This window comes from Gemmatimonas phototrophica, from assembly GCF_000695095.2.
In the GTDB taxonomy this organism is placed as follows: domain Bacteria; phylum Gemmatimonadota; class Gemmatimonadetes; order Gemmatimonadales; family Gemmatimonadaceae; genus Gemmatimonas; species Gemmatimonas phototrophica.
Genome location: NZ_CP011454.1, coordinates 2856547 through 2868935 on the forward strand (window position 1 = coordinate 2856547; position 12389 = coordinate 2868935).

Annotated in this window: 7 protein-coding genes; 5 read left to right on the plus strand and 2 right to left on the minus strand. The window is 63.4% G+C overall.

What is annotated here, in order from left to right:
• Positions 1-13 precede the first annotated feature (13 nt).
• The gene (locus GEMMAAP_RS12110) at positions 14-220 is read left to right on the plus strand and encodes a DinB family protein (RefSeq protein ID WP_053334087.1); all 207 of its coding nucleotides are present in this window, start codon (positions 14-16) and stop codon (positions 218-220) included.
• A 41-nt stretch (positions 221-261) separates the two neighbouring features.
• Complete coding sequence (locus tag GEMMAAP_RS12115) at positions 262-1806, plus strand: N-acyl-D-amino-acid deacylase family protein (RefSeq protein ID WP_043580669.1); 1545 nt, start codon at positions 262-264, stop codon at positions 1804-1806.
• A 57-nt stretch (positions 1807-1863) separates the two neighbouring features.
• Here the strand turns inward: GEMMAAP_RS12115 and GEMMAAP_RS12120 are convergent, their stop codons facing one another.
• On the minus strand, positions 1864-6312 hold the full coding sequence (locus GEMMAAP_RS12120) for a serine hydrolase (RefSeq protein WP_158514844.1): 4449 nt from the start codon (positions 6310-6312) through the stop codon (positions 1864-1866).
• A 14-nt stretch (positions 6313-6326) separates the two neighbouring features.
• Positions 6327-7475, minus strand: a complete 1149-nt coding sequence (gene solA, locus GEMMAAP_RS12125; protein WP_026849567.1) for an N-methyl-L-tryptophan oxidase — start codon at positions 7473-7475, stop codon at positions 6327-6329.
• Between the two features lie 254 nt (positions 7476-7729).
• Between solA and GEMMAAP_RS12130 the strand changes: the two genes are divergently transcribed.
• From GEMMAAP_RS12130 to GEMMAAP_RS12140, 3 genes are read left to right on the plus strand one after another with little or no spacing between them, the layout of a single operon-like run.
• Complete coding sequence (locus GEMMAAP_RS12130) at positions 7730-9526, plus strand: FAD-dependent oxidoreductase (protein WP_026849566.1); 1797 nt, start codon at positions 7730-7732, stop codon at positions 9524-9526.
• Entirely contained in the window at positions 9523-11331 is a 1809-nt protein-coding gene (locus GEMMAAP_RS12135; protein WP_026849565.1) for a 2-oxoacid:acceptor oxidoreductase subunit alpha, read from the plus strand. Before GEMMAAP_RS12130 ends, GEMMAAP_RS12135 begins: the two co-directional genes overlap by 4 nt.
• A complete protein-coding gene (locus GEMMAAP_RS12140; protein ID WP_026849564.1) occupies positions 11328-12383 on the plus strand; it encodes a 2-oxoacid:ferredoxin oxidoreductase subunit beta in 1056 nt (351 codons plus the stop codon). The genes GEMMAAP_RS12135 and GEMMAAP_RS12140 overlap by 4 nt, the downstream gene beginning before the upstream one ends.
• Positions 12384-12389 lie beyond the last annotated feature (6 nt).

Genomic DNA, 12389 nt, shown 5'->3' on the forward strand with positions numbered 1-12389 from the left:
TGTCAGGACGCCCATGAATTCCGGCTACGCCCGCACCCTCGTGGACTATCACGACTGGGCGCGTGACCGCATGCTCGAGGCGGTTCTCGCGCTCGGTGACGATGAGGATAACTGCGCCTTGGGGAGTTCATTTCCGTCGGTGCGCGACACCTTGCGGCACACGTTCGGAGCTGAGGTGGTGTGGCTCTGCCGTTGGCAGGGAGAGTCGCTCACTTGGTGAACCACGCCTCCATACCACGCCTCGCCGCTTCCCTGTTGGTTATGGCTGCCGCCATCGCGTCGACGTCTGTCCCGCTGGCCGCACAGTCATTCGACGTGGTGCTCAAGGGCGGAACGATCATTGATGGCACCGGTGCGCCGGCGCAGCGGTTGGATGTGGCCCTTCAGAACGGGCGCATCGTAGCGGTGGCGCCCAGCATCAGGTCGACGGGTGTACCAGTGGTCGATGCCACCGGACTGGTGGTCGCGCCGGGGTTCATTGACCCCCACGCCCACATCAGTACCATCGCGCAGCAGCCGGACGCGGAGAACTTTCTGCGTCAGGGGATCACGACCATTTTCAATTCGCTGCACAGCCTCGACCAGCCATACCCGTTGGGGGCCTTTCTCGATACGCTGCGTGTGGCCCCCAACACCATGTGGACCGCGGGGCACACCTGGGCTCGCAAGCGCGTCATGGGCACGCAGAACCGCGCGGCAACAGCAGCGGAGCTCGACAGCATGCGGGGGCTCGTAGCGCGCGCTATGGATGACGGGGCGTTCGGCCTGGGGACCGGGCTGGAGTACATCCCGGCCATCTATGCGCCCCCCGAGGAGATTGTGGCGCTGGCGCAGACTGCTCGGCGGCGTGGGTCGCTCTACGTGACGCACCTGCGCGACGAAGGGGCGGCCCTTGAGTATGCACTGGCCGAGGCCATGGATGTTGGCCGGCGCAGCGGGCAGCCGGTGCATGTGAGTCATCTCAAAAGCACCGGCAAGGCCAACTGGGGAAAGAGTACGGCGGTACTCGCCGGCTTTGATACCCTTAACGCGCGCGGGATGCGCGTCTCCTTTGACGTGTATCCGTACGCGGCTTACAGCACGTATTCCGATGTGCTGTTCCCCGGCTGGGTGCTCGCTGACAATCAGGACTCGGTCACCGCTCGGCTGGGCAACCCACGGTTGATGGAGCGCATCCGCCGGGAGATGCGCTCCATTTTTGAGGCCCAGACCGGTGGCACGGCGGCGAGTGTTCGTTTTCGGACGTTGCCGTCCGCGCCGCAGTTTGTGGGAAAGACGCTGGCTGACTACCTGGCGGCCAAGGGTTTGCCGTTATCTCTCGACGCCGCAATAGATGCCCTGATTGCCATGCAGCGTGCGGGCGGGTTTACCGCCACGGTGGAGGCGATGAGTGAACAGGACATCGAGGCCTTTTTGCGTCACGACGTGGCCATGGTCTCTACCGATGGCGATCTGGTCACGCCGGGCAAGGGATTTCCGCACCCCCGCAGCTATGGGGCGTTTCCCCGGGTCCTTGCGCACTACGTTGGTCAGCGTCGCCTCATGCCCCTCGAGGCCGCCATTGCCAAAATGACCTCGGTGCCGGCCCGCACGCTCGGCCTGACCGATCGCGGTGTCATTCGACCAGGGGCGATCGCAGACCTGGTGCTGTTCACCCCCGCCACCTTTGCGGACAAAGCCACGTTTACCGATCCGCATCACTATGCGGAGGGAGTGGTTCATCTGTTCATCAACGGACAGGCCGTGATACGCGACGGGCAACTCACGGGAGCGCGCCCGGGGCGCCCCATACGACGGGCGCCCTGAGCCGACCAGCCGATGTTGTGCGCGACAGCACACCGTCGGCCGCTCGGCAGCTTCTCGTCACGGCATGGGAGAGAGCAGCAGATTGGTCATTCGCCCGCCAGGCCCGATGCTGACGTTCACCTGTACCGAGCCCGTGGTGTAGCGCGCCCGATACACGAACGTACGATCGTCTCCCTCCTGCCCGGTCGCCAACAGCTCCAGCGCCTGCAGCGCCCCCATGGGCTCCAGAAGGCGTGCGTAGACCGTCCGCATGCGCGGCACCAGTGTGGTGCGCACGAACTCAAAATCTCCGAGCTCCAGTGCGCCACGGGCGATTTTGGCCAGCACCGTGGTGAGATACGCCGTCACATTCGGCGAGGCATCGGGCAGCGGCACCGTTGGCAGCGGCGCCTTGATCAGGGAAGAATCCACCGCACCAGCCAAACGTGCGGTAATGACCGGCGGGAGGTTGGTGTTGGAGTTCGTAAGCACAACGATGGCCACATCGCTTCCTTCGTAGCGGGACAATTGCGTGCGGAATCCCTGCCACGACCCCCCGTGCTGCAACACACGCTGTCCGTTGAGCGATTCCACGAACCAGCCAAAACCGTACCCCTGGCGGTTCCCGCTGGTGAGGCGGACCGGCGAGAGCATCTGCTCCCAACTGGCGGCGGAGAGCACGCGATGGTTGCGTACCACGGCGTTCCAGGCGATGAGGTCGCGCAAGCTTATGAGCAGTGAACCATCAGCCGTGGTGTTCAACGACGGGGAAATCCATTCCTGATGGGCGAAGCTTCCGTTGACCACGCGGTATCCCGAGGCGCGATGCGCCACGATTTCCGCTTCCGTGTTGATGCGCACCGAAGACATACCTGCCGGGTCAAAGATGCGCGTACGCAGGAATTCCCAGTAGGGACGCCCGGTGACGGTGCTCATGACAATACCCAGCAGCACGTAGCCGGTGTTGGAGTAGTTCCACCGGCTGCCCGGGGGAAACTCCGGCGTCAGTGCAAAGGCCATGCTGGCCAGCTGCGCTTCAGTGACATCGCGCCGGTAGTCGAGTGACTCGCTGGTGTAATCCGGAATGCCGCCGGTATGCGACAGGAGATGCCGGATTTTTATGCCCTGCCACGAGGCGGGCGCGGCAGGCAGATATGTTCGCACCGATGAGTCGAGCGCCACGCGCCCGTCCTCTACCAGCGCCATGATCCCCGCCGCTGTGAACATCTTGCCTAGCGACCCGGAGAGAAACATCGTTTCACTCGTCACAGGCTTCTGCTGCTCGATGTTGGCGAGACCATACCCCTTGGCCATCAGTACGCGGTCACCGCGCACGATGGCGACCGCCATCCCCGGGATGCGCTGACGCTCCGTCTCCTCCCGCGCGATGGCGTCAATGGCCGCTTCGTTGAACGTCGCACCGCCGGCGGTGGGGACATCGGCGTGCCACCACGGTGTGGGCAACGGGGTCTTGACCGGAGCCACCTGATCGAGGGATTCCGCGTCGTAGAGCACGCCGCCTTTCATCACCGAGCGTACCGACACCGAATTGCGAATGTCGGCCAATGGATCACGATCAAGAACCACGAGGTCCGCAAGCTTGCCCACCTCGAGACTCCCAATGTCCGCATCAAGCCCAATGGCCTTCGCGCTGTTGAGCGTGGCCACGCGCAGCACCTCGTGGGGGGTCATCCCGCCCTGCGCCAACAGTCGCATTTCCCAGTGGACCTGAAGCCCCTGCATTTCTCCGTGGCCCCCAAGTGCCACTTGCCCGCCCGCCTTGAGAATGGCGGTCGCACCGGCCGACGTTTCCCGGTCGTTGTAGTCTTCGCTGGCAAAGGCCAGCATGCGGGTGGCCGTGCGCTGATACAACTCACTGCGCGGAAAGAAGCGCGCGAGCCGCGGTTCGTCGAAGGGCCGTTCCTGTGCCAGCAGGCGATAGATGGGGAGCGCGGCCCCAAACGACACGATGAGCGTGGGCGTGTAGTGCATGCCGCTCCGAGCAATCAGCTGCACCACATCGTCATGCAACGGCGCGTTGGGGAACGCATGCTCATTCCCGAAGAAGCCATCGAGCGCGTGCGTAAGATCCATTTTGGTGTCGGCCCCGCCCTCGGTGGTCGGCAGTAGCCCCAGCTCCCGACTGGCCTGCACCACCCACTGTCGCTGCTGCCGGTTGCCCACCATGTAGCTCTTGATCAGGTGGGTGCCGTACTCATCCCGGTAGCGCTTCAAGGTGAGCCGTACGTCATCGAGCGAACGGAAGTCCGTCTCGGCAAAGACGCCGGGCCCCGTTGAAAAAACTCGCGGACTGGCCAGCCCCTGCGCCTCAATGAGATCGGCATAGGCAAAAATGTCGGCGCTCGTTTGCGGATCACGCACTGTGGTCACGCCATAGGCCAGATTGGCGTACATCGACGGCGCCTCCGGCTCCAGCAGTTCGCGCCGGTACTGCCAATGGGCGTGAATATCCACAATGCCAGGCATGATGGTCTTGCCACTCACATCGTAGATGCGCGCGGCGGCCGGTATGGCGACCTGTCCACGCGCGCCAATTGCCGCGATACGACTGTTGATCACCACGAGATCCGCGTTCGGCAGAATCTCATCCCCCTTCATGGTGATAACGCGTGCTCCCCGCAAAACCGTGGTGCCCCGCACGGTACGGCGAGGCACTGACACATGCAACGACCGCGAGGTGGCAGCGGTGGTGGCTCGTACATTTCGCTGGTGCAGCGTGGCACCGGTTACCCACGCCACGGTATTCCCCTGTCCGCTCCACGCCACCGCCGTTGCCGTTGGCCCCGATTCATCGCGCGCCGACGCGATGTTGATGACCACGGCCTCGGCACTGCTCCGTGGCGGAAGCGGTGCAGACCAGACTCGGTCACCCGCGAGGAACGCGACCGACTGTCCATCGGGGCTGATTCGCATATCGGCGAGCAATGGCGACCCGGCGGGCCCGGCGAGTCCACCCACGCGCGCGTGCGCCTGCCTGTCCTTTCCACCTGTCGTATACGACACCAGACCGGCGGGACCACTGAACCAGAGGCGGGACGTATCAGAGGAGAAATGCGGGTGACGCATGCCCGCAGCGCGCATGATGGGCTGCGCCGCGCCGCCATTGGCACTCACACGCATGACCATGGCGTCTGTAGGTACCGGCAGTGGCTGTACCCGTGCCGTACTGAGCGGCGCCCGCAACGCATACAGCGCGCTCCCGTCCGGGCTCCAGACGGGGTCAATCCAATACGCGCTGTCGGTGGTCAGGCGCATCGGGGCACCTCCGCGTACGCGTACCTTGTACAGCGCTCCGCCAGCTGGCCCCCACGTTACATACGCCAGCCATTGCCCATCGGGGGACCACGCGGGCATGAACGCTCGTGATGGCCCCGTGGGCAGCGCACGCGGTGCCGCAGTACCCGTCGGAGCGACATACAGCGTGCCGAACATTGAATACGCCACCTGACCATTTGCAGCGATGGCAGGCTGTTGGGCAAAACGCCCACGTACCGAGTCTTCAGATATGCGCCGCGTTGCGCGCAGCGTTTCGGGCAACTCGGCCCGCACCGCTGCCCGAAACGACACAAGACGGTCGGCGCCCGTGGCCACATCAAGGCGATGAATGTGCCCACCGAAGGCCATTACCACGGCGCTGTCGTCAGGAGTAAACGCGTACCCCGGCATGACGTCGCGAGAGGCGCGCGACTCCAGTTCATTCCGGTCCAGTGGCCACACCAGCCAACGTTCCGTCTCGGCCGCAAGGTCGCGCAGGCGCAAACCGGTTTTGCCGCGACTTTGTGCCGCATACGCGAGCCACCGCCCATTGTGCGACAGCACCGGTGACATGGCCGTGGGCTCCTGCAGCACCAGTGGTTCATCAATGCCACTGGCCAGATCACGCCGCATGATCGTGCTGGACGCGCCGAGCCGACTGCCGTACGGGCGCGGCGTGACGGCGGTGTAGTAGAGGAACCGCCCGTCGCGGGACGCATGGGCCGCATAGGGGCCGGGGCCAGGCGACGACACGAGCGGCGCTGGTGGGCCATTGGCGTTCGCAATGACCTTGGCCCCACCACCGGTTTCGAGATCATAGCGCCACACATCGGCCGATCTTCCCTCGAGCACCGTGACAAAGATCGAACGCCCATCCGCACTCCAGGCTGGAGACAGCATCAACGCGCGCGGCACCGAACTGACGGCGCGGGCCCCTGACCCATCGGCCGAGGCAACCCACACGTTGTCACTGCCCGAGGCATCGCTGATGAACGCCAGCAGTCGTCCATCGGGGGAGAAGCGTGGCTGGGATTGAAAGGCACTGCCCGAAAGGATGGCGCGAGCCTCACCTCCAGCCATGGGGAGCGCATAGAGATCTCCGAGCAATTCGAAGACCAGCTGACGACCATCAGGCGCCACATCAAGCGACATCCAAGTGCCTTCGGTCGTGGTGAAGGCAACGGTACGCTGCGCCTGCAATGGCACGGCCATCAGGGTCATGGCCATCAGGGCGACGAGACGAGCGATCATTCCGAGCGCACGCATCAGCGGGACATCTCCCGGCCGGCAAATCGATCCAAGCGGAACAGGCCGATATCGTGCGGCGTATGATGGTGCGCAATCAGATCCGCACAAATTTCACCGACGACAGAGCAGAACTTGAACCCATGCCCCGAACAGGGCGAAACGAGCAGGATGTGCGGCTCCCCCGGCGCCCGGTCAATGATGAAGTGTTCGTCGGGCGTATTGGTGAACAGGCACGTCGTACTGCGGCGCATCGCTCCGTTGGCGTCCGGGAAGTACCGTGCGACCGCTCGGCGCAGCGTGACTTCATCGGCTGACGTGACATCACGCGCCATCGTATCGGGGTGCACCCGTTCGGCATGGTGGTGATAGCAGCCGATCTTGAAACCGGGCACGTCATACTCGGGGAACCCGTAATAGCGTCCTTCCTCGGCATCGAGCACAAACACCGGAAAGCGGTCTGGGGCAAAGTGTGCGGGCTGCGCGATGTCGAACCATCCCAGAACCTGACGTTCGGGGGAGAGTACCGGGGCAAGCACGGGCGCGAGGTCGGCCATCCATGGACCAGCAGAAAGAATGAGTTGGCCGGCGCTGTACCGCCCTTGGTCTGTATGCACCGTGACGCCGGTGCTGTCGGTCTCGATGGCGAGCACCTTCTCCTGATAGCGAATGGTGGCACCCGCCTCGACCGCTCGCGCGGTATGCGCAGCAATGCATCGCTCGGGCGTGAGAAAACCCGCGTCGGGCTGGTAGACCGCAAGGGTATTCTCTGCCGGCACCCACCCTGGAAACCGTGCGGCAAGGGCGCGCGCATCAAGCAGCTCGTGAGGGAGCTCATGTTCCCGGCAGCTTCGGAGCGAGCCCTCAAACACCTCACTGCCAGCCCAACCAACGTCGAGCCCGCCCGTCACATGCAACAGCGGCTCACCGAGCCCCTGCTGAAGATCGCGCCACAGAGCAAATGCCCGACGTAACAAGGGCACGTACGACGGGTGTTCGAAATAGGCCAGACGGATGATGCGGGTGAGTCCATGGGAAGAGCCCCAGGTATGACCGGGCTCGAACTGCTCCAGTACCAGCACCCGGAGTCCACGTGCAGACAGATGATAAGCGGCGGCGCTCCCCATCCCTCCTGCGCCGACGATGATCACATCAAGGGGGCCGGACATCAGCGGGACACTCGCGACCGAAAGGTGACCGGACGGCTCAGGGAGCTCTGGGAATTCCAGCGCACTGGCCCTCGGAACTGCCCTAGGATACCGCCCGGCATCGTCCTTGGCAGCGTCGGGCTGGACCTTCGGGGCTGGATTCCGCGCCCAACTCCAAAAAAACTGCGAGATACGGGCATTCCCTTCTTGCCCTTGGGCGGTCCCGAATACAACCTAGCGATTGCCAGCAAATCCCTCCCCAGGAGCACCGCATCATGGCAGCGACCAACGTCTCCGACCCGCAATACTACCACCGGGTCGTGGATTGCCAGTGGGCATGTCCGGCCCATACCAACGTCCCCGGGTACATCCGCCTGATCGCCCAGGGCAAGTACACCGAGAGCTACCTTCTCAATCGCGAGTCCAACGTCTTCCCGGGGATCCTGGGACGCGTCTGCGACCGCCCGTGTGAGCCGGCCTGCCGCCGTGGCCGCGTGGAGGAGAAGCCTGTCGCCATCTGCCGCCTCAAGCGCGTGGCGGCCGACCACCGCGACGACATTACGGCGTTGCTCCCCAAGGCGCCGGAGACCAAGAACGGCAAGCGGGTGGCCCTCATCGGTGCCGGTCCGGCCTCGCTGACGGTCGCCAATGACCTGCTGCTCGCCGGCTACGACGTCACCATCATCGAAAAAAACGCACAGCCCGGTGGGTTGATGCGCATCAACATTCCGTCGTTCCGCCTCCCGGCGCAGGTCCTCGATGAGGAATGCGCGTATGTGATCGACCTCGGCGCCAACATGCAGTATGGCACCCAGGTGACGTCGCTCAAGGGACTGCTGGACGAGGGATACGACGCGGTCTTCGTGGGGACCGGCGCTCCCAAGGGCAAAGAGCTCGACATTCCCGGTCGCTGGGATGCCCCGGAACAGGTCTTCATCGGCATCGACTTCCTCGCCAATGTGCACTTCAAGCACATCGAGAAGATGGAGCCGCGCGTCATCATCATTGGCGTGGGCAACACCGCCATGGACTGCTGTCGGACCTCCAAGCGACTGGGCGCCACTGACGTCAAGGTGATTGCCCGCCGCGGACGCAAATTCTTCAAGGCGTCGCCATGGGAACTGGAAGACGCCGAAGAAGAGCAGGTCGAGATCATTGAGAACCACGCGCCGAAGCGCATGGTGGTGGAAAACGGCAAGCTGGTCGGCATGGAGTTTGAGGTCCTGCAGTGGACCGAAGACGCCAACGGCAAGCAGTCCAGCACGGTGCTGAGCACCGTCATCATTCCCTGCGATCAGGTCATTCTCGCCATCGGGCAGGACAACGCCTTTGAGTACATCGAGCGTGACATTGGTGTGGAGTTCGATAAGAAGGGCATGCCGGTCGTGGACAAGACCACGCATCAGAGCACGCATCCCAAGGTCTTTTTTGGGGGTGATGCGGCGTGGGGCCCGGAGAACATCATCTGGGCGGTCGCACATGGCCACGCCGCTGCCATTTCCATCGACCTCGCCTGCCAGCAGCGCGATGTGGTGACCGACCGTCCGCCCCAGGGCATGACGCTGGTCAGCGCCAAGATGGGGATGCACTCGTGGGCGTACGACAACGATTACGAGAGCGCCAAACGCGCCAAGATGCAGCATGAAGAGCTCACCAAGCGCTTCAAGGATCTTGATACCGAAGTGGAGCTGGGGTTCACGGCAGAACAGGTAGCCACCGAAGTGGGGCGTTGTCTCAACTGCGACATCCAGACGCACTTCACCGCATCAAGCTGCATCGAGTGTGATGCCTGCGTGGATATCTGCCCCACCAACTGCCTCACGATTACCACGAACGGCACGCCCATCGACGAACTGCGCACACGCCTGTCCGCGCCGGCGCTGAATCTGTCGCAGGACATCTATGTGTCGGACGCGCTGCCGCAGACCAAGCGCATCATGGTGAAAGACGAAGACGTCTGCCTGCATTGTGGCCTCTGTGCCGAACGCTGCCCCACCGCGGCGTGGGACATGCGCCTCTTTGACCTCAAGAAGCCAATGGCGGGCATGCTCGCCGGGGTGGCCAGCATATGAGCAGCATCAACGATTTTTCCTTCAAGATCGGCACCGTAAACGGCACTGGCTCGGCCAGTGCCAACGGATTACTCATGCAGGCCATTTTCCGCATGGGCATTCCTGTCACGGGCAAGAATATCTTCCCGTCCAACATTCAGGGACTGCCCACGTGGTACGAGATCCGCGTCAGCAAGGATGGCTACACCGCCCGTCCGAGCGAAGTGGACCTGGTCGTGGCGCTCAATCCGGCGACCTACGCCAAGGATGTGGCCACGGTACGTCCCGGCGGTTTTCTGGTGTACGACTCCTCGTGGCCGCTTGAGCCCGACCTCGTGCGCGAAGGCATCACCATCCTTGGCATCCCGTTTGGCCGGTTGTGTGTTGAGAACTTTCAGGGCGACCGCGATCGCACGCTCCTGCGGAACATCGTGTATGCCGGAGCGCTCGCCGCACTGCTCAGCATCGACATGGAAGTCGTTGGCGCCATGCTCGCCGAGAAGTATGGCAAGAAGCCCAAGCTGCTCGATTCGAACCACAAGGCCATCAAGCTCGGATACGACTACGCCAAGGCCAACTTTGCCTGCCCCCTGCCCTTCCATCTCGAGAAGATGGATGCCACCGGTGACTCCATCCTGATTGACGGCAATACGGCGTGTGCGTTGGGCGCGGTGTATGCTGGGGCCACGGTTGGCGCGTGGTATCCCATTACCCCTGCGACAGCGCTCATGGAGCAGTTCAAGGCGTTCTGCGAGCGGTATCGCATCGACAAGGAAACGGGCGAGCACAACTACGCCATTCTGCAGGCCGAAGACGAGCTGGCCGCGGCCGGTATCGTCATCGGCGCTGGCTGGGCGGGGGCACGGTCGTTCACCAACACCTCAGGCCCCGGCATCTCGCTCATGCAGGAGTTCATCGGGCTGGCGTATTACACCGACATCCCGGCGGTCTTCTTCGATGTGCAGCGCTGCGGACCGGCCACCGGTATGCCAACCCGTACCCAGCAGGCCGACCTCATGTCGTTGGCGTATGCGTCGCACGGAGACACCAAGCATATCGTGCTCTTTCCGGCCAATCCCGGCGAAGCCTTCGAGATGGCCGTGCAGTCGTTCGACCTGGCCGAGCGCTTTCAGACGCCGGTCTTCGTGGCAACCGATCTCGATATCGGCATGAATGACTGGATGGTGAAGCGCTTCAGCTGGGACGACAGCTACCGTCCTGACCGCGGCAAGGTGCTCGATGCGGCGGCGCTCGAAAAGATCCAGAAATTCTCGCGGTATCTGGATGTGGATGGCGACGGTATTGCCGCGCGTACGCTCCCGGGCGTCGGCGGCAAAGGCGCGTACTTCGTGCGTGGCTCCGGCCACGACAAGCATGCCGCCTACACCGAAGATTCCGACGCGTATCAGGAACTGGTGGATCGCCTGAAGCGGAAATTCGAACATGCCGCAACGGCCGTTCCTGCGCCGGTCTTCACGCGGCAGGCGGGCGCAGACATCGGGCTGGTGACCATTGGCGGCTGCGATGCGGCCGTCCGCGAGGCCGCCGATCTGCTGCGGGCCAAGGGCATCGTGGTCGACATCATGCGCGTCCGCGGTTTCCCTTTCGGCGCCGACGTCAAAGCGTTCTTTGATCAGCATGACACGAACTTCGTGATCGAGCAGAACCGGGATGCACAACTTCGTGCCTTGCTGGCCATTGAACTGGGGATCCCGCGCGACGCCATGGTCGCCATCCTCGATTACGCCGGCATGCCACTCACGGCCAAAGTGGTCGTAGACGCGGTATCCGCACATGTCACCCGCCACGCTCAGGTATCCGCATGACCTCCATTGCCAAACCGCCCGTCCGGCATCCGAGCTCACGCACCAACGGGCTTGGGCTCACCATTCGTGACTATGAAGGCGCGATGTCCACGCTCTGTGCCGGGTGTGGCCATGACTCGGTGACGGCCGCCATCGTGCAGGCCGGGTGGGAGCTCGACCTCGAGCCGCACCGCGTGGGGAAAATGAGCGGCATTGGCTGCTCGTCGAAGACCACTGCGTATTTCATGAAGCAGTCGCACGGTTTCAACTCCGTGCACGGCCGTATGCCGTCGGTCACGTCAGGAGCCGCCGCCGCCAATCGGGCGCTCACCTACATTGGTGTGTCGGGAGACGGAGACTCGCTCTCCATCGGGTTGGGACAGCTCTCCCACGCCATCCGGCGCAACGTGAATATGCTGTACATGCTGGAGAACAACGGCGTCTACGGACTGACCAAGGGACAGTTCTCGGCGTCGGCCGATATCGGGTCGATGTCCAAGAAGGGCGAAGCCAACGAGCAGTCCCCCATTGATCCGGTGCTGCTGGCGCTGACGCTGGGCGCCACCTTTGTCGCCCGGTCATTCTCGGGCGACAAGAAACAGCTGGTGCCGATCATCAAGGCCGGCCTGTCACACAAGGGTTTTGCCATCATCGATGTCATTTCCCCCTGCGTGAGCTTCAACGACCACGAAGGCTCCACCAAGAGCTATGCGTTCACGCGCGAGCACGAAGTGGAAGCGGTTCATGCCGACTTCGTACCGCTACAGCGCGAAATCACGGTGGCCGAGACCGACGAGGAGGTCCGCACGGTGGTCATGCATGATGGTGCGTCGGTCCGGTTGCGGGCAACCGCCGGCGACTACGATCCAACGAACCGGGAATCGGCATACTCGCATGTGCGGGCCTGCCAGGCTCGTGGTGAAATTGCCACCGGATTGCTGTTCGTCGACGAAAACGGCAAGGAGATGCACGACTATCTCCGCACGCCGGCCAGCCCGCTGGTGGATGTGCCGTACGAAAAGCTGTGCCCCGGATCGTCGGCGCTCGACAAACTCATGGAGCGCTTCCGGTAGTACGAC